The organism is Nocardia sp. CDC160, from assembly GCF_035818795.1.
Classification (GTDB): Bacteria; Actinomycetota; Actinomycetes; order Mycobacteriales; family Mycobacteriaceae; genus Nocardia.
In genome coordinates this window covers 503,297-523,303 of record NZ_JAYKYT010000001.1, presented here as the reverse complement: position 1 = coordinate 523,303, position 20,007 = coordinate 503,297, and the positions used below count along the sequence as shown (strand labels likewise).

The 20,007-nt window shown below is 70.9% G+C and carries 4 protein-coding genes and 1 pseudogene; 4 read left to right on the top strand and 1 reads right to left on the bottom strand.

Annotated features, from left to right (window positions below; translation table 11 throughout):
- Positions 1-181: 181 nt before the first annotated feature.
- The 3 genes and pseudogenes from VMT40_RS02230 to VMT40_RS02220 form a co-directional block, all read left to right on the top strand.
- Positions 182-15,136 (top strand): annotated as a pseudogene (locus tag VMT40_RS02230) (amino acid adenylation domain-containing protein); the annotation flags it as partial.
- Positions 15,137-15,438: 302 nt separating this feature from the next.
- The gene (locus VMT40_RS02225) at positions 15,439-16,431 is read left to right on the top strand and encodes an alpha/beta hydrolase (RefSeq protein WP_326357161.1); all 993 of its coding nucleotides are present in this window, start codon (positions 15,439-15,441) and stop codon (positions 16,429-16,431) included.
- A 130-nt stretch (positions 16,432-16,561) separates the two neighbouring features.
- Positions 16,562-17,812 carry an Nramp family divalent metal transporter gene (locus VMT40_RS02220; RefSeq protein WP_326356299.1) on the top strand — a complete coding sequence of 417 codons (1,251 nt, stop codon included), beginning with the start codon at positions 16,562-16,564 and terminating at the stop codon, positions 17,810-17,812.
- Between the two features lie 9 nt (positions 17,813-17,821).
- On the opposite strand, the gene VMT40_RS02215 is transcribed toward VMT40_RS02220, so the two are convergent.
- Positions 17,822-18,616, bottom strand: coding sequence for an enoyl-CoA hydratase-related protein (locus tag VMT40_RS02215; protein ID WP_326356298.1), 795 nt, complete (start codon positions 18,614-18,616; stop codon positions 17,822-17,824).
- A gap of 127 nt (positions 18,617-18,743) precedes the next feature.
- Here VMT40_RS02215 and VMT40_RS02210 point away from each other — a divergent pair, with 127 nt between their 5' ends.
- A complete protein-coding gene (locus VMT40_RS02210) occupies positions 18,744-19,994 on the top strand; it encodes a TetR/AcrR family transcriptional regulator (RefSeq protein WP_326356297.1) in 1,251 nt (416 codons plus the stop codon).
- Positions 19,995-20,007: the final 13 nt, after the last annotated feature.

Below are 20,007 nucleotides of genomic sequence, written 5' to 3'. Positions count from 1 at the left end.
GTCGAGTAACGCGGCCTGCGTGAATCCGATGAAGGTTTTCGGTGCACACGGGCGGTCGAGCAATGACGGACAGGATGAGGGACAGCTGCATGATTCGGGTGGTCGGGGACCGGAAGAACGAGCTCGTGGCGGTAATGGCATGACCCGCACGGCTCGCGTACGCCCCACCCGGACCCGCCGCGGACCGCACGTTCCGACGCTGCCGCAGCTGCTGGCCACGGCCGTCGAGGCGAATCCGGGCGGCACCGCCGTCGTCCTCGCCGACGCGGACGCCACCCTGACCGAACTCGGCTACGCCGAACTCGACGAGCGGTCGAACCGGCTGGCGCGTCTGCTCATCGCGCGCGGCATCGGTCCCGAGGATCTGGTCGCCGTCGGCATTCGCCGCTCGATCGAGTCGGTGGTGGCGGTCTGGGCGGTCGCCAAGACCGGTGCCGGATTCGTCCCCGTCGACCCCAACTATCCGGCCGACCGCGTGCTGCACATGGTCTCCGACTCCCGCGCCGTGCTCGGCCTGACCGTCACCGACACCCGCTCGACCCTGCCGACCACCCTGCCCTGGCTGGAGCTGGACACCGAGGAGATCGCGGCCGCGGCCCAGAGCTATCCGGCCGAACCGGTCACCAATGCCGACCGGGTGCGCCCGCTGCGCGCCGAGCACACCGCCTACGTCATCTACACCTCCGGCTCGACCGGCCTGCCCAAGGGCGTCGTGGTCACCCACACCGGCATTGCCGCGCTGACCGCGGAGATGCGCGAGCGCTTCGGCATCGGCCCGGAGTCGCGGGTGCTGCACGTGGCGACGCCGTCCTTCGACGCCTCCATCATGGAACTGCTCATGGCGGTCGGTGCGGCGGCGACCATGGTCGTCACCGTGCCCGAGGTCTACGGCGGTGACGAACTGGGCCGCCTCATCGCGCGCGAGCGGGTGACGCACGGGCTGATCACGCCCTCGGTGCTGGCCTCGCTGGATCCCGACCAACTCACCGGCATGGAGGCGATCGTCGGTGGCGGCGAGGCCATTTCGGCCGAGCTGGTGCGCCGCTGGGCCGGGGACGCGACCGGCCGCCGCCGCTTCCACAATGCCTACGGCCCGACCGAGGCGACCATTGCCACCAATATCTCCGACCCGCTCGCGCCGGAGCGCCCGGTCACCATCGGCGCGGCCATTCGCGGGGCCACCGCCTACGTGCTGGACGAATTCCTGCGGCCGGTGCCGGTCGGGACACCCGGTGAGCTGTACATCGCCGGTGCGCTGCTGGCCCGCGGCTACCACGCGCGACCCGAGCTGACCGCCTCGCGTTTCGTGGCGAACCCGTTCGAGGACACTGGTTCCCGGCTCTACCGCACCGGTGACCTGGTGCGCGCCAATGTCGCCGGGGAACTGGAGTACGTGGGCCGCAACGACTTCCAGGTCAAGATTCGCGGGCTGCGCATCGAGCTGGGCGAGATCGACGCCGTGCTGGCCGGGCCGGACGCGGTGGACTTCGCGGTCACCGTCGGCCACGAGGTGAACGGCCGCGCCACCGCGCTGGTGTCGTATGTGCATGCCGCCCCGGGCTTCTCGATCGACACCGCCGAGCTGGCGGCCCTCGCCGAGCGGACGCTGCCCGCGCACATGGTGCCGTCGGTCATCATGGTGCTCGACGAGATCCCGCTGACCCCCGCGGGCAAGCTGGACCGCCGCGCCCTGCCCGAGCCGGAGCTCGAGGTCACCGAATACCGCGCGCCGCAGACCCCGGCGCAGCAGGCCGTGGCCGAGGTCATCGCCGAGGTGCTGCACCTGGACCGGGTGGGCCTCGACGACGACTTCTTCACCCTCGGCGTGGATTCCATCACCGCCATCCAGATCGTCTCCCGGGCCCGGGCCCGCGGTCTGGGCTTCAAGCCCAAGGAGATGTTCGCCGCCCGCACCGTGGCCGCGCTGGCCGAGCTCGCGGTACCGGTCGAGAACGACTCGGCCACCGAGGAACTCGCGACCGGGCCGCTGGTCGAGCTGTCGGCCGCCGACGAGGCGCGGCTACGCGAGCGGTACCCGAGCATGTCCGAGGTGTGGCCGCTGACGCCGCTGCAGTCGGGCATGCTGTTCCACGCCCGGCTGGCCGAATCCTCCGTCGACGCCTACATGGTGCAGTTCGCGCTGGACCTGGCCGGTGAAATCGACGTGGCGCGCGTGCACGCCGCCGCGCAGGCGATGTTGGACCGGCACGTGAACCTGCGCGCGGTCTTCGCCGAGGACGGCGCGGGCAATCCGGTGCAGGTCGTGCTGGACGATGTCGAATTGCCGTGGCAGTACCTGGATCTCAGCGACCGGGTGCCCGCCGAGGCGGTCGCCGAGACCGACCGGCTGATGGCCTTCGACGTGGCCCGCCACTTCGACATGGGCGCGGGGCCGCTGCTGCGCATGACCCTGTACCGGACCGCCGCGGACCGCTACCGCTTCTGCGTCACCAGCCACCACATCCTCATCGACGGCTGGTCGATGCCGCTGCTCATCCAGGACATGCTGCTGCTGTACGCGGCCGGGGGCGACGCGACGGCGATTCCGGCCGTGCGGTCCTACCGCGACTACCTGGCCTGGCTGGCCGCCCGCGATCACGAGGCCGCGCGCGAGGCGTGGCGCGAGACCCTCGCGGGCTTCACCGAGCCGACGCCGCTGGCCGCGGTCGACCCGTCGCGCGAAATCACCTCCGGCATCGGCGAAGTCGTCTTCCAGCTGTCCGAGGACGACACCGCCGCGCTGACCAGGGTCGCGCACGAGGCGGGTGTCACACTCAACACCGTCGTGCAGGCCGCGTGGGGTCTGCTCATCGGCCGCAGCACCGACCGCGACGATGTCGTCTTCGGCGCCACCGTGTCCGGGCGTCCGCCGCAGCTGGCGGGCATCGAGACCATGATCGGCCTGTTCCTCAACGCCATTCCGGTGCGCGTGCGGTTGCACGCGGGCGACACCGTCACCGAGGTGCTGCGGGCGCTGCAGGACGAGCAGGCCGCCCTGCTCGACCACCACTACGTCGGACTCGGTGAAATCCAGGAAATCGCCGGGGTCGACGGGCTTTTCGACTCCATCGTGGTGTTCGCCTCCTTCCCGGTCGACGAGGAATCCCTCGACGACGCCGCCGCGCCCATCGACGGCGCGGGCATTCTCGGCGCGCACGCGACCAATGGCACCCACTACCCGCTCACGGTCATGGTGCAGCCGCGCGGCCGGGGCCTCAGCTTCGGCGTGAAGTACCTGCGCGACCTGTTCGAGGAGGAGGCGGCACAGGCCATCGCGCACCGGCTCTCGGTGTTGCTGGGCCGCATTGCCGCCGATCCGCGGGCTCGGGTCGCCGAGGTGGACGCGCTGCTCGACGCGGAGCGCCGCGAACTGGCCGCCGTCAATGCCACCGAAGTGCCGGAGCTGCTGGACGATTCGACGCTGCTGACGCTGTTCGACGCCCAGGTGGCGCGCACGCCGGACGCCCCGGCTGTGATCTTCGGCCGCACCACCCTCAGCTACGCCGAGCTCGACGCCCGCTCGCGCCGCCTCGCCCAGGAACTGACCCTGCGCGGCGTGGGCGCGGAATCGCGGGTGGCCGTGGCCATGCGCCGCGGCATCGACCTGGTGGTCGCCATCTACGCGGTGCTGCGCTCCGGCGGCGCGTACGTGCCGGTGGACCCGGACCATCCGGCCGAGCGCAACGAGTACGTGCTGGCCGGGTCCGCGCCGGTGTGCGTGCTCACCCGCGCCGCCGACGACTTCGAAACCGCCTCGGGCGTACCGCTGTTCTTCGTCGACGCGCTCGCGGGCGCGGACCCGCTGGTCGAGGTCGCACCCGCCGAGGTGCGGGCCGACAATGCCGCCTACGTCATCTACACCTCCGGCTCCACCGGCCGCCCCAAGGGCGTGGTGATCACGCACCGGCAGATGGCCAACCAGTTCCGGTGGGCCCAGCGCACCTACCCGCACCGGCCCGGCGATGTGGTGCTGCACAAGACGCCCATCACCTTCGACATCTCCACCTGGGAGCTGTTCTGGCCGTTGCAGACCGGCGCGGCCGTGGTCGTCGCCGAGCCGGACGGGCACCGCGATCCGGCCTATATCGCGAGCGTGATCGACGAATACGCGGTCACCTCCGTGCATTTCGTGCCGTCCATGCTCGACGCCTACCTCGACGGTCCCGTGTCCCTCGAAGAGCAGCCCGCCCGGCGGCATCCGTCGCTGCGCTGGGTGTTCGCCGCCGGTGAGGCGCTGTCCGCCGAGAGCGCCGCGAAATTCGCGGCGGCCCTGCCGGATACGGCCCTGGTCAACTGGTACGGCCCGGCCGAGGCCACCGTGGTCACCGCCCACCCGGCCGAGCGCGCCCACGGCGTCGCGGTGCCGATCGGCAGCCCGGTCGCCAACACCCGGGTGCTGGTGCTGGATCGGCAGCTGCGGCCGGTGCCGTTCGGCGCGGCCGGTGAACTCTACGTCGCCGGTGTGCAATTGGCGCGCGGCTACCTGGGCGCGCCCGCGCTGACCGCCGAACGCTTCGTCGCCCACGCGGACGGGCAGCGGCTCTACCGCACCGGCGACGTCGTGCGCTGGGTCGCCGACGGCGACGGGCACGCGCTGGAATACCTGGGCCGCAGCGACTTCCAGGTCAAGCTGCGCGGCCAGCGCATCGAACTCGGCGAGATCGAGACGGTGCTGCTGTCGCACGAGGCCGTGCACCGGGCCGCGGTCACGCTGGTGCGCGCCGTCACCGGCGACCGTCTCGTGGCGTATGTGGTGCTCGAGGACGGCGCGTCCGTCACCGACGCCGAGCTGCTCGCGCACACCCGCGAATCCGTGCCGTCCTACATGGTGCCCTCGGCCGTGGTGCGCCTGGATGCCATGCCGCTCAACGCCTCCGGCAAGCTGGACCGCAAGGCGCTGCCGGTGCCGGAGTTCCAGGCCCGCGAGTACCGCGAGCCCGCCACCGCCGCCGAGCGCACCGTCGCCGACGTGTTCGCCACCGTGCTGCGGCTCGAGCGGGTCGGCGCGGACGACGACTTCTTCGAACTGGGCGGCAACTCGCTCAACGCCACCCAGGTGGTGGCCCGCCTGGGTGCCGCGGTCGGCGCGCGGGTGCCGGTGCGCGCCCTGTTCGAGACGCCCACCGTCGCCGAACTCGCGAAATCCCTGGGTGCGCTGGCCGATTCGGGCGTGGCCCCGCTGCGGCCCATGCCGCGCCCGGAGATCGTGCCGCTGTCCTACGCGCAGCAGCGCATGTGGTTCCTCAACCGCCTGGACACCGAGGCCGCCACCTACAACCTGCCGATCGCGCTGCGCGTCACCGGGCCGCTGGACGTGTCCGCGCTGCGCGACGCCGTGGCCGACCTGGTGGCCCGCCACGAGGTGCTGCGCACCTACTACCCGGAGCACGAGGGCGTCGGACACCAGGTGGTGCTCCCGGTCGACGCACCCGACGCCATGCCGTCGCTGCTGGTCGGCGAGATCTCCGAAGTCGAAGTGGCGCAGGTGGTCTCGGAGATCGCCTTCGCGCCCTTCGACGTGACCGCGGCCCCGCCGCTGCGGCTGCGGCTGCTGCGCCTGTCCGAGCACGATCACGTGCTGATCTGCGTGGTCCACCACATCGCCGGTGACGGCTTCTCCGGCGGCCCGCTCACCCGCGACCTCATCACCGCCTACCTGGGCCGCATGCAGGGCCAGGTGCCCGCGTGGACGCCGCTGCCGGTGCAGTACGCCGACTACGCGCTGTGGCAGCGCGAAACCCTCGGTGACGAACACGATCCCGACTCGCTGCTGGCCCGCCAGTTCGACTACTGGCGCGCGGCCCTGGCCGGACTGCCCGACCAGCTGGAGCTGCCCACCGACCGGCCCCGCCCGGCGGTGGCCTCCGGTCGCGGCTCGGTGCACGTCTTCGATATCGACCCGCACGTGCACGCCGCACTGAATCGGGTTGCGCAGCGGCACAATACGACGCTGTTCATGGTCATGCACGCGGCCTTCGCGGTGCTGCTGGCGCGGGTGTCGGGCACCCGCGACATCGCCATCGGCGCGCCCATCGCCGGTCGTGGCGAGGCCGCCCTGGACGAGCTCATCGGCATGTTCGTCAACACCCTGGTGCTGCGCACCGAGGTGGACCCGAACGCCAGCTTCACCGACCTGCTGGCCGCTGTCCGGCAGACCGACCTGGCCGCCTTCGAGCACGCCGACGCGCCGTTCGAACGCATTGTGGAACTGCTGGATCCGCCGCGCTCGCAGGCCCGGCACCCGCTGTTCCAGGTCTCGCTGACCGTGCAGAACATGACCCCGGCCGTGTTCGAACTGCCCGGCGTCACGGTCTCCGACGTCGACCTCACCGTGCCGGTGGCCAAGTTCGACCTGGACCTCACCCTGGTCGAGCGCACCACCGCCGACGGTGTGGCACAGGGCATCTCGGCCGCCTTCACCTACGCCACCGACCTGTTCGACGCCGACACCATGGACCGGCTGGCCGAGCGCCTGCGCCGCACCCTGGTCGCGGTGGCCACCCATCCCGAGCGCGCCGTCGGCGACTTCGACCTGTTGGCCGTGGACGAACGCCAGCGCGTGCTCTCGGACTGGAACGCCACCACCGTCGACGCTGTCGCCGGACTGCCGGAGATCTGGAGTCCGTCCCGGACGGGCGCGGCGACCGCCACGCTGGTGTCGCTGTTCGAGACCCAGGCGCTGCGCACCCCCGACGCGGTCGCGCTGGTCAGCGGCGGCGAGCGGCTCACCTACGCCGAGTTCGCCGCCCGCGTGCACCGGCTGGCCCGCCGCCTCATCGGCGCGGGTGTCGGCCCGGAATCGCTGGTGGCCCTGCACATCCGGCGCTCGCTCGACTTCGTGACCGCCGCCTACGCGGTGCTGGCCGCCGGTGGCGCGTATGTGCCGCTGGACCCGGACCAGCCCGGCGAGCGCATCGCCCACGTCCTCGACACCGCCGCTCCGGTGTGCGTGCTGACCACCTCGCGCGACAGCTTCGACGCCGGTGACCACCCCGTGGTCGAGGTCGACACCGCCGACCTCGCGGGACTCCCCGACCACCCGGTCGTCGACGCGGAACGCCGCGCGCCGCTGCGCCCGGAGCACACCGCCTACGTCATCTTCACCTCCGGTTCCACCGGCCGCCCCAAGGGCGTGGCCGTGCCGCACGCGGCCGCGGTGAACCAGATCCGCTGGATCACCGACGAATACCAGCTCGACGGCGACGACGTGGTGCTGTTCAAGACCCCCGCCACCTTCGACGTGTCGGTGTGGGAGCTGTTCGGGCCCTTGGCCACCGGTGGCCGCATGGTCGTCGCCACCCCCGACGGGCATCGCGACCCGCTGTACCTGGCCGATGTCATCGCCGCCCATCACGTCACCCTCACCTCGTTCGTGCCGTCCATGCTGCGGGTCTTCGCCGCCAGCGCGGACCCGGACCGGCTCACCTCGCTGCGCGCGCTGCTGGTGGCCGGTGAGGCCCTCACCTCCGACGCCGTGGACGCCTTCCGCGCCATCAGCCCGGCGGAGCTGCACAACCTGTACGGGCCAACGGAATTCACCGTGCACGCCACCTACGCGCCGGTCGCCGACGCGGTGTCCGGTGCGGTGCCGATCGGCGGACCGGTGTGGAATGCCCGTGCCTACGTCCTGGATTCGCGCCTGCACCCCGTCGCCCCGGGTCTCGTGGGTGAGCTGTACCTGGCGGGCGCGCAGCTGGCGCGCGGCTATGTCGGACGCACCGATCTGACCGCGGATCGCTTCGTGGCCAACCCCTTCCGTCGGGGCGAGCGCATGTACCGCACCGGCGATCTGGTGAAGTGGAACGCCGAGGGCGAGCTGGTCTACATGGGCCGCAGCGACTTCCAGGTGAAGCTGCGCGGCCTGCGCATCGAGCTCGGCGAGATCGAGGCCGCGCTCACCGCGCACGAGACGGTGGATCAGGCCGTGGTGGTGCTGCATTCGGCCGAGCACACCGGCGACATGCTCGCCGCCTACGTGGTGCCCGCCGCGGGCGCGACCGTCGACCAGGATGTTTTGAAGGCGCACCTGGCCGCGCGGCTGCCGTCTTACATGGTGCCCGCCGCGCTGGTGGCGCTCGACGCCATGCCGGTCAACGCCAATGGCAAGCTCGACCGAAAGGCCCTGCCCGCACCGGAATTCGCGGCGCGCGAGTTCCGGGCGCCGGTCTCCCCGGTCGAGCAGATCGTGGCGGCCGTATTCGCCGCGACCCTCGGCCTCGGCCACCCGGTCGGCCTGGACGACGACTTCTTCGCCCTGGGTGGCAACTCGCTGGTCGCCACCCAGGTCATCGCCCGCCTCGGCGCGGCCCTCGACACCCGCGTCCCGGTGCGCCTGCTCTTCGACACGCCCTCGGTGGCGGCACTGGCCGCCGCGCTGGAATCGGCGACCGGCACCGGTCGCGCGGTGCCGCTGGTGGCCGGTCCACGGCCGGAACGGATTCCGCTGTCCCCGGCGCAGCAGCGCATGTGGTTCCTCAACCGCTTCGACACCGAATCCGCCGCCTACAACATCCCCGCCGCGGTCCGCCTCACCGGCGCGCTGGACGTGGACGCCCTGCGCGCGGCCGTCGCGGATGTCGTTGCCCGCCACGAGATCCTGCGCACCGTCTACCCGGAGACCGACAACGGACCGGTGCAGGTGGTGCTGTCGGTCGCCGACGCGCGGCCCGAACTCGAGGTCCGCGAGGTCACTTCCGCCGAGGTCGCGGACGCGGTGCTCGGCGTCGCCTCGCACATCTTCGACGTCACCACCGAAGTGCCGCTGCGCATTGCGCTGTTCCGGATCAGCGACGCCCCGGCCGAATACGTGCTGGCGCTGGTCATCCACCACATCTCCGGCGACGGCTCCTCGGTCACCCCGCTGACCCGGGACCTCATGCTGGCCTACGCCGCCCGGGCCATGGGCCTCGAGCCCGCCTGGCAGCCGCTGCCCGTGCAGTACGCCGACTACGCCATTTGGCAGCGCGAGCTGCTCGGCGACGAGAACGATCCGGAATCGGTGGCCGCCGCCCAGATCGGTTACTGGAAACAGGCTCTGGCCGATCTGCCCGACCAGCTGGACCTGCCCTCGGATCGGCCGCGCCCGGCCGTGCAGTCCTTCCAGGGCGGCAAGGTCGAGATCAACCTCGACGCCGAAACCCATAAGGCTCTGGTGGATTTGGCGCGTGCCGAGAGCGCGACCCTGTTCATGGTCGTGCACACCGCCCTCGCGGTGCTGCTGGCCCGACTCTCCGGCACCGACGACATCGCCATCGGCACCCCGATCGCGGGCCGCGGCGAAGCCGTGCTCGACGACCTCATCGGCATGTTCGTCAACACCCTGGTCTTCCGGACCAAGGTCGACGCGGGCGCGAGCTTCACCGAACTCCTGGCCCGCCAACGCGAAACCGATCTGGCCGCCTTCGCCCACGCCGACGTGCCGTTCGAGCGGCTGGTCGAGGTCCTCAACCCGGCCCGCTCCACCGCCCGCCACCCGCTGTTCCAGGTCGGCCTGTCCTTCCAGAACCACAGCCAGGCCGGGCTGGAACTGCCGGACCTCACCGTGGCCGGGCTCGAGATCGACACCGAGCTGTCGCAGTTCGACCTGCACCTCATCGCGGCCGACCGCTACACCGAAACCGGTGAGCCCGCGGGCATCATCGGCGGCTTCACCTACGCCACGGCACTGTTCGACAAGGCCACCGTGGAAGGCTTCGTCGAGCGCTTCGTGCGCCTGCTCACCCGCGTGGCCGCCGCGCCCGCCACCCCGGTCGGCGATCTGGAACTGCTCGCCGTCGACGAGCGGGCCCGAATCCTCGGGACCTGGAACGAGACTCGCCACGAGGTGGACACCCGCGCCACCCTGGCGACACTGCTCGACCGGACCACACGCGCCCACGGCGACCGGATCGCCGTGGTCGCCGACGGCGAGGGCGAACTCAGCTACGCCGAACTCGACGCCCGCGTGAACCGGCTCGCCCGCGAGCTCATCGCGCGCGGCATCGGCGCGGAAGACCGTGTGGCGCTGGCCATTCGCCGCTCCACCGACCTGGTGGTGGCCATGTACGCGGTCGCCAAGTCCGGTGCCGCCTACGTGCCCATCGATCCCGACCAGGCCGCCGAGCGGGTGGCCTACATCCTGGACACGGCCGCACCCGCCTGCGTGCTCACCACCTCCCGCGACGGCTTCGCGATGCCGTCGCTCGAGGTGCTGCGCATCGACGAGCTGGACCTGTCGGAGTACCCGGCCGAGCCGATCACCGATGCCGAGCGGGTGCGGGCGCTGACCGCCGCGAATACCGCGTACGTCATCTTCACCTCCGGTTCGACCGGTCGCCCCAAGGGCGTGGCCGTGCCGCACGGCGCGGTGGTGAACCAGTTGCTGTGGAAGACAGCGGAATTCGGGCTCGGCGTCGACGACGCGGTGCTGCTGAAGACCGCGGCCACCTTCGACCTGTCGGTGTGGGAGTTCTGGTCCGCCGCGGTGTCCGGCGGTCGACTGGTCATCGCCGAGGCCGACGGCCACCGCGACCCGGTGTACCTGAACGCGCTCCTGGCTCGCGAGTCGGTGACCGTGCTGCACACCGTGCCCTCCATGCTGGACGCGCTACTGGCCGAATCGAATTCGGCCGCCGGTCTGGGCGCGCTGCGGCGCGTGCTGGCCATCGGCGAAGCGCTGCCGGGCGCGCTGGCGCGGAAGTTCCGCGCCGCGTTCCCGACCGTCGAGCTGTTCAACCTGTACGGCCCCACCGAGGCCGCGGTGTCGATCACCAACCACGCGGTCACCGACGCCGACCGCCTCGCGGTGCCCATCGGCGCGCCCGAATGGAACAGCCGCGTCTACGTGCTCGACGCCCGGCTGCGGCCGGTGCCCGTCGGCGTGCCCGGCGAGCTGTACCTGTCCGGTGCGCAGTTGGCGCGCGGCTACTTCGGCCGCCCGGACCTCACCGCGGACCGCTTCGTGGCCGACCCGTTCGGCAACGGCGAGCGCATGTACCGCACCGGTGACCTGGTCGCGTGGAACGCGAACGGTGAGCTGGAATACCGGGGCCGCACCGACTTCCAGGTGAAGATCCGCGGCTTCCGCATCGAGCTCGGCGAGATCGAGGCCGCGCTGCTGGCGCTGCCGCAGATCGCGCAGACCGCGGTACTGGCCCGCTCCGACCAGCGCACCGGTGATCGCCTGGTCGCCTACCTGGTGCCGACGGGCGTGGATGTCGATGTGGCGCAGGTGAAGTCGGAGCTGTCGGCGGCACTCCCGTCCTACATGGTGCCGTCGGCGTTCGTGGTGCTGGCGGCTCTGCCGCTCAACGCGAACGGCAAGCTGGACCGTGCCGCGCTGCCGGATCCGGAGTTCAAGGCCGCCGAATTCCGGGCCCCCGCAACGGATCTGGAGCAGACGGTGGCCGATGCCTTCGGCGACGTGCTCGGCGTCGACCGGGTGGGCGCGGACGACGACTTCTTCGCCCTCGGCGGCAATTCGCTGCTGGCCACCCAGGTCGCCAGCCGCCTGCGCACGCTGACCGGTGCCGAGGTGCGGGTGGCGTGGTTCTTCGCCGCGCCGACCGTGGCCGGGCTCGCCACCCAGATCCTGGCCGCGCTCGAGGGCGAACACGACTACGACTCGAATTCCGAAGCGGGCCTGCAGGTCGTGCTGCCGATTCGGGCCACGGGCACCCGGACGCCGATCTTCTGCGCCCCGCCCATGTCCGGAATGTCGTGGACCTACGCCGGTTTGACGCGCTTCCTCCCCGAGGATCAGCCGCTGATCGGTCTGCAGTCGCCCGCCCTCACCGAGGCCGACTACGACCCGGCCAGCCTGGAAGAGGTCGCCCGCCGCTACGTGAGCGAAATGCGCGCCCGGCAGCCGGAGGGCCCGTACCGGGTGCTCGGCTACTCCCTCGGCGGCATCCTGGCCTACGCCATCGCCACCGAACTCCAGGCCCAGGGCGAACGGGTCGACCTGGTCGCCATCCTGGACTCCTACCCGGAATCCAAGGCCGACTTCCGCACCTCCATCCTCGACGAGTTCGCCACCATCGGCGTCGGCCCCGAGGCCTTCCCCGACGGTGACCTGCTCGAGCTCAGCGAGGAGGCGCTCACCGCGCTGCACGGTGCGGTGCCGCCCGACCTGGGCGTCCTCACCCTGGACCGGCTGCGCCGCATCTACCGCGGCGCGGTGCGCAGCCTGCAGCTGGAAAGCCAGTACCGCCCGGGGCATTTCGACGGCCGGATCGAACTGTTCCGCGCCGAATTCCGCAGTGCCGGTGTGCCGCAGGAGAAGTCGGCCGCCGACTGGCGGCCCTACGTCAGCGGCACCGTCGAGGAATTCGCCGTCCCGGGCACCCACCAGATGATGACCACCCCCGCCTCCCTCGCGGTCATCGGCCCGGTCCTGGCCACCCTCATCGACCGCGCCGACGCGGCGGCCGCGAGCAACGCGTCGGACGCGATCGACAGCGGTGCAACGGATGCCGCCGTGAGCAGTGCCTCGGAGGCTGTCGCGAGCCGCGAGCCGGACGCCGCCCCGAGCGACGTGTCGGACGCTGCCGCGCATCGCCTATCGGATACCGCCGTCAGCGGTGGGTCGGTGCCCACCGTCAGTGTGTCCGACCTCGACGAGAGCGGTGCGATGGACGAACCCGATGACACCCTGCCCGCGCTCATGACCGCCGCCGTCGCGGCGAACCGAGACGGGGCGGCGGTCGTGATTCGCGGCCGCGCCTTCACCTACGCGCAGCTGGACGGCGAATCCTCGCGGCTGGCACGGCTTCTCATCGACCGGGGCGCGGGACCCGACACCCGGGTGGCGATCGTGCTGCCCCGCTCGGTGGCGCTGGTGCTCGCCGTCTGGGCGGTCGCCAAGTCCGGCGCGGCCATTGTCGCGGTGGATCCCGCGCACGCGGACCGCGTCGGAAGGAGCGGAGCCACCCTGGGCCTGACCCTGACCGCCGCCCTGGGCACACTGTCGCCGCTGGCCGGTGGCAACGACTGGCTCGTGGTCGACGATCCCCGCATCGGCGCGGAGGTCGCGTCCCGCTCCGACGCACCGGTCACCGTCGCCGACCGCCGCGCACCCGTCACCTCCGACGGGGCGGCCTGGATCGACTTCCCGGCCGACCGGTACGGCGAAGTGGTGCTCACCCATGCGGATCTGCACGCCATCGCCGAACGGGCCCGCCGCTCCGGCATCGCCCGCGAGGCGCGCGCCCTGTATCTCGCGGCGGCCGACTCCGATCTGTCACCGCTGGAACCGGTCCTGCCGCTCGGGACGGCCGCCACCCTGGTGGTCGCCCCGCACCGGGCCTACACGACACCCGAACTCAGCGATCTGATGACGCGAGAAGGCGTGACCCACGCGGTGATCACCGCCGACATCCGGGTCGGTCTGTACACCCCGGCCCTCCCCGCCGAGGTCATCGCCGCCGGAAACCTGACGGCCGAGCCGGTGGTCGAGGTCGACTGGGCCACCACCCAGGTCCTGCCGGTCATCAAGCCCGAGGAGCTGTCGCGGGCCGTGAAACTGCACGACCCGGAGCCCGCCGCCGACCCCGAACCCACCGAATTCGACGCCGCGACCACCGGGCAGGATTCGACTGCGGCTCAGCCGGATTCGGTATCGGCACTGCCGGATTCGGAGTCGATCCAGTCGGATTCGGTGACGGACCATCAGGCCTTGGTGGACGATATCGCTGGCTCCGGAGCGTTCCGGGCCGAGCCGGAACCGGAGCCCGCCGTCACACCCGAACCCGCCGTCGCGCCCCAGCCCTTCGGGGATCCGGTCCCCGTGGAATCGCCCGCCGCACACCGTGCCCCGGTGCGCCCGCTCGAGCAGGGCCCGAGACTCACTGCCGTGGGCGAGGTTTCACCTCTCCCCGCCGGTGCCATGAGCCTGCTCGAGGTGGAGCCCTCCGGGATCTGGGTGCGCGCCATCACCCTCGATATCGCCGCGGGCATCTCCGGCACCCGGGTGCGTCGCTCGGTGGCCACCCTGCTGGACCGGCATCCCGGCCTGTGGGCCCGCCTGCGCCGCGACGGCGAATCGGTGGCCCTCGACATTCCGGCGCAGCAGCCGCGCGGCGCGGCCGTGGTGTGGCAGATCGACCCGAACGTGGAGGCCGTCGGCGACCCCATCGAGGCCGTGATCCACGCAGCCGCAGCCGAATTGGACCCCGAGAAGGGGTACAACATGCGCTTCGTGCTGGTCGAGAACGTGGCCGGAGACGGTGATCCCGAGGACCGCCCCGCCGCCGTACTGGTGGTGGTCGCCAATGGCCTGGTGGTCGACGACACCTCGTGGCGCACCGTCATCGAGGACCTCACCGCCTCCTGGTCCGGCGGCCACGCCACCCCGCCCAGCGCCGACGCGCATCCGCTCGGCATTGCCCGCGCCCTGGCCGAGCGCGCCGTCGATGCCGACACCGTCGACGAATTGGCCTGGTGGCGAAAGGCGCTCGCCGAGGTATCCGAGGGCGTGTCCCCGGACCGGGTGCTCGGTGCCGCCGACTCCGGTGGCCGCGGCCGCGTGTCGGTCTCCATCACCGGCGAGGGCGCGGCGGCCGTCGATGCCGTCGCCCGCCGCTACGGCGCGACCATCGATGACGTGCTGCTGGCGGCCCTGGCCGCCACCCTGCTCGACCCGGATGCCGAATACCTGCGCGACACACTGGGTTCGGTGGTGCGACTGAACGCCGACGGCCGCGTCGCCGGTGACCGGGCGGGGCTGCGCACGGTCGGCGCGTTCAGCACCGCCTACCCGTTCCCGCTGCGCCTCGAGGGTCTCGACCTCGCCGAGGTGCGCGGCGGCGGTCCCGGCGCGGGCACGGTCATCGAACAGATTCGGGACCGACTGCGCGAAGTGCCCTCGCAGGGCGTCGGTTTCGGGTTGCTGCGGCACCTGAATCCGGAGGCCGTCGCGGAGATCGCGGTGCTGCCGGTGGGCCGCATCGGTTTCCGCTACCGCGACCTGCGCCCGGCCCGGGTCTATCCGGAACCGGTCGCCGACGACCTGTACCTGGACGTCACCGTCGACACCAGCCAGGACGGGCTGATCGCCCGCTTCGACTTCGTCGGCGCGGTGCTCGGCCTGGAACAGGTCAAACACCTCGTGGAGGGCTGGGTGCAAGCGCTGGGCGGGCTGGCCGAACACGGGCGGTGATCGGCGGCACGGACACCGTCGGTGATCCGCGACCTCGACACCCGACGAACCGGACGCGCGGCGGGGCAATGCCTGCGCCGCGCGACCGGGTCGTAACATTGACCGCTGTTGCGGCGACAGGATAGGCCGTATGGTCTGTCGGGGTTGGTACCACTGGAATATCCGGGCCGCGGGGTCGCCGACCAGCTGAATTCGACACGAGATGAAGGTGCAAAACATTGATTCGTCGACATGTCCGGAATGGGCGGCGCGGGGTGCGAGCCGCGGCCTTCCTCGCCGCCACCGCGGTTCTGACCGGCCTCATGACCGGAGTCGGCGGCGGTAGCGCCTCGGCCGACCCGATCATCGACGGGAAGAAGCTGCTGGCGGATCCGGTGTCGGCGGACGGTTCCAAGATCACCAAGGCCGAGATGAAGGACGAGCGGAACATCCGGCTCTACGTCTACTCCGCGGCCATGGGCGCCACCTACCCGATCGATGTGCAGCGGCCCGCCGACGCCTCGGTGCCGCGCCCGACCCTGTACCTGCTCAATGGCGCGGGCGGCGGTCAGGACGACGCCTCCTGGGTCAAGAAGACCAATATCGTCAATGGCTTCCTCGGCGACAAGAACGTCAATGTCGTGCAGCCCATCGGCGGCAAGTGGTCCTACTACCAGGACTGGGACAATGACGATCCGGTCCTGGGCCGCAACAAGTGGACCACCTTCTTCACCGAGGAACTGCCCCCGCTGATCGACGCCGCCCTCGGCACCAATGGCGTCAACGCCACCGCGGGCATCTCCACCTCCGGCACCACCGTGCTGACCCTCGCCGAGGCCAAGCCGGAGCTGTACAAGTCCGTCGCCGCCTACTCCGGCTGCGCGCAGATGGCCGACCCGCAGGGGCAGGAGTTCATGCGCCTGACCGTCGAAACCTGGGGCGGCGGCAAGCTCGAGAACATGTACGGTCCCTCGGATTCGCCGGAGTGGGCGGCCCACGACCCGGTCATCAATGCCGAGAAACTGCGCGGCATCAACCTCTACATCTCCTCCGGCAGCGGTCTGCCCGGCCAGTACGACACCCTCAACGGTCCCTACGCCCTGCCCGGCGCGTACGGCCTGGCCAACCAGATCCTCATCGGCGGCGTGATCGAGGCGGGCACCAACTACTGCACCCACAACCTCGCCAACAAGCTGAACTCGCTGGGCATCCCGGCCACCTACAACTTCCGGGCCACCGGCACCCACTCGTGGGGCTACTGGAACGACGAGTTCATCAACTCGTGGCCGGTCCTGGCCCAGGGCCTGGGAATCTAGCCAAAAGTTCACGCGCACAACGCACGACGGCCCGGCACCGGAAAGGTGCCGGGCCGCTGTTGTTATGGGCAAGGTCACAGCTTGGTTGGTAGGGCTAAACAAAAAGTTCGGTCACCCGTAAACTTGGGGAGTGAGTACCAGCGTTGCCGAGAGAACCAGCCCGTTTCAGCGAGCTCGATCGGCCACGCTCTTACTCGGGCCCGCGTTCGTCGCGGCCATCGCGTACGTCGATCCCGGCAATGTCGCGTCCAATATCAGCGCGGGCGCGCAGTACGGCTATCTGCTGGTGTGGGTCGTCGTCATGGCCAACATCATGGCCGGGCTGGTGCAGTTCCTGTCCGCGAAACTGGGTCTGGTCACCGGTAGGTCCCTGCCGGAAGTGGTGCGGGAGAAGGCGAGTCGTCCGGTGCGGCTGGCCTACTGGGCACAGGCCGAAACCGTCGCCGTGGCAACGGATCTGGCCGAGGTGGTCGGCGGTGCGATCGCGCTGAACCTGCTGTTCGGGCTGCCGCTCATGCTCGGCGGCGTCATTACCGGCATCGTCTCGCTGTTCCTGCTGATGATCCAGAACCGGCGCGGACAGCAGCCCTTCGAGCGCGTCATCACCGGACTGCTCGGCGTGATCGCCATCGGATTCCTTGCCTCCGTGTTCATTTCACCGCCCTCGGCCTCGGGCACGGTGGACGGCCTGGTGCCCCGCTTCGACGGCGCGGGCAGCGTGCTGCTGGCCGCCGCCATGATCGGCGCGACCGTCATGCCGCACGTCGTCTACCTGCACTCGGGCATGGCCCGCGACCGCCACGGACATCCCGAGGAGGGCGCGCCGCGAAAGCGCCTGCTGCGCATCACCCGTTACGACGTCGGCCTGGCCATGCTGCTGGCGGGCGCGGTGAACCTGGCCATGCTGCTCATGGCCGCCAGCACGCTGCGCGGGCGCGACGGTGTGGACACCATCGAGGGCGCGCACGCGGCGGTGCAGCAGGTCCTCGGCCCGGTGGCCGGGCTGCTGCTCGCGGTCGGACTTCTCGCCTCGGGTCTGGCGTCGACCTCGGTGGGCGCGTACGCGGGGGCCATGATCATGCAGGGCCTGCTGCACCGGCACATCCCGCTGGTGGTCCGCCGCGTCATCACCCTGATCCCGGCGCTGGCGGTGCTGGCGCTCGGCATCGATCCCACTCGCGCACTGATCATTTCGCAGGTGGTGCTGTCGTTCGGCATCCCGTTCGCGCTCATTCCGCTGGTCCGCTTCACCAGCGACCGCGGCCTCATGGGCTCGAACGTCAACCACCGCGTCACCACCGGCCTGGCCTGGCTGGTGGCCGCGGTCATCACCGCGCTCAACGTGGTGCTGATCTACCTGACGGCCACCGGAAAGAGCTGACCCACAGCGTTATTCGGCGAAGACGGCCTTGCGCTTCTGCAGCATGGCCGCCGCGCCCTCGGCGAAATCGGAGGACGCGAGCAGTTCGCACTGCCCGGTCTTCTCGGCGGCCAGGGTGGCGTCGAGCGTGGACAGCGCCGCCACATTCAGGGCCCGCTTGGTCAGTTCCAGGGCGCGGCGCGGGCCGTGGGCCAGCTTGGCGACGGCCGACTCCACCTTCGCGTCCAGGTCCGCGTCGGGGTAGACGCCCGCGATCAGGCCGTGCTCCAAGGCCTTTCGCGCCGGAAGCCGCTCACCCAGCAGCGCCATCTCGGCCGCCAGCGGGCGACCGGCCGCCGCCGCCACCATGGCCGCCGCGCCGCCGTCGGGCATGAGGCCGATATTGATGAAGGCCAGCAGCAGGTAGGAGTCCTCGGACAGATAGGTCAGGTCGGCGGCCAGCGCGATGGCCACCCCGATCCCGGCGGCCGCACCCTTGACCCGGGCGATGACCGGAATCGGGGCGTCGACGATGGACTTGACCATGGCGTTGGCCCCGTCCAGGATCATCTCGTTCGTGATGCCGCGGGCGTTGTAATCGTCGGTGGCCGACAGATCCGCGCCCGTGCAGAAGTCGCCGCCCTCGCCGGTCACCACGATGACCCGGATGGTCGGGTTCGCCGAGGCCGCGCGCACGGTCTCGCCCAGCGCCACCATGGTGTCGTAGGTGATCGCGTTCTTGCGCTTGGGATTGGTCAGGGTAATCCGCAGCACCCGCCCGTCCTGAATCGCGGTGTAACCGTCCGTGGTCGCGATGTCGTTCATCGGGGGCTCCCAGATATATCTGCGGCGGCGATGCCGCGAACAATGTTTCGCATTGCGAATTGTGGTTAACTTAAGGTCGTTCGTCCGGCACTGTCAACAGCCGGTGTCATCGAGAAGGAGAAACTGTATGGTCGCCGATCGCAGCGAGGCAGCCCTCGCTTCCGCGCGACCGGACGGTCAATCCGCGTCCACCGACGGCGAGGCCGGTCCCCGGCGCAGACCGAAGAACCGCAAGGCCCAAATCGTGCGGGTAGCGGCGCGAGCCTTCGCCGAACGCGGCTACCACCCGGTCGGCGTGGACGAGATCGCGGCCGAGGTCGGCATCTCCGGCCCGGCGCTCTACCGCCATTTCACCAATAAGTACGCGCTGCTGGTGGCCGCCGCCGAAATGGGCGCACAGCAGTTGCTGGACGCCGCCAAGGCCGCCGACAATCCCGAGCTGGAACCGGAACCGCGACTCACCGCGCTGATCCGCGGGATCGCCGACTACACCATCGACGTGCGCCGCGAGGGCGGGCTGTACCGGTGGGAGCGGCGGTATCTCGAGCGTGCCGACCGGGCTCGGATTCGCGTCATCTACACCGAACTGCACGACACCCTCGCCGCTGCCATCGCCGAGCTGTACCCGGACGCCGACCCGGCCGACACCCAACTGCGCGCGGCCGCGGTGCTGAGCGCCATCGGGTCCATCACCGCCCACCGCACCGCGCTGTCCACCACCCGGCTGGTCAATCTGATCACCGAGATCTGCTGGGACATCCTGCGCACCGAGCTGCCGCCCGCGCCCGCACCCCTCACCGGCGACCCGGTCGTGCGCGGCCTGCCGGTCATCTCCAAGCGGGAGCAATTGCTCACCGAGGCCATTCGCATCTTCGGGCGGCAGGGCTACCACGAGGCCAGCATCGAGGAGATCGGCGCGGCCGCGGGCATCAACGCCTCCAGCGTGTACCGCTACTTCGCCAGCAAGGCCGACCTGCTGGCCGCCGCGTTCAACCGCACCGGCGAGCGCGTGGCCATCGCCAACAACGAGGCGCTGGCCGAGGCCACCAGTCGTTCGGACGCGGCCGTGCGCATTGCCGACCGCTTCTCCCGCATGACCTTCGCCATGCCGGAGATCCTGCCGGTCTACTTCTCCGAGTTCTCCAATCTGCCCGCCTCCGAACAGCATCGGCTGCGCTCGGTGCAGCGCCAGAACGTCCTGGAGTGGGCCAACCTGCTCGACGGTGATCAGGTCGAGGCCCGCTTCCGCGTTCATGCCGCCATCGCCCAGGTCATCGATGTCGGCCGCCGCATCCGCTTCGACGGGCGGCCGGAAAACCTGGCCCGCGTCAGCGCACTGATGCGGTCGGTGCTCTTGGGCGCACCGGTCGCCGAGTAGTTCGGGGCCGCAG

Bases quoted from the DNA above. Each gene is read 5' to 3' on its own strand.
- VMT40_RS02225 (WP_326357161.1), top strand. From the start codon at position 15,439: ATGACCGGAGTCGGCGGCGGTAGCGCCTCGGCCGACCCGATCATCGAC.
- VMT40_RS02215 (WP_326356298.1), bottom strand. From the start codon at position 18,616: ATGAACGACATCGCGACCACGGACGGTTACACCGCGATTCAGGACGGG.
- VMT40_RS02210 (WP_326356297.1), top strand. From the start codon at position 18,744: ATGGTCGCCGATCGCAGCGAGGCAGCCCTCGCTTCCGCGCGACCGGAC.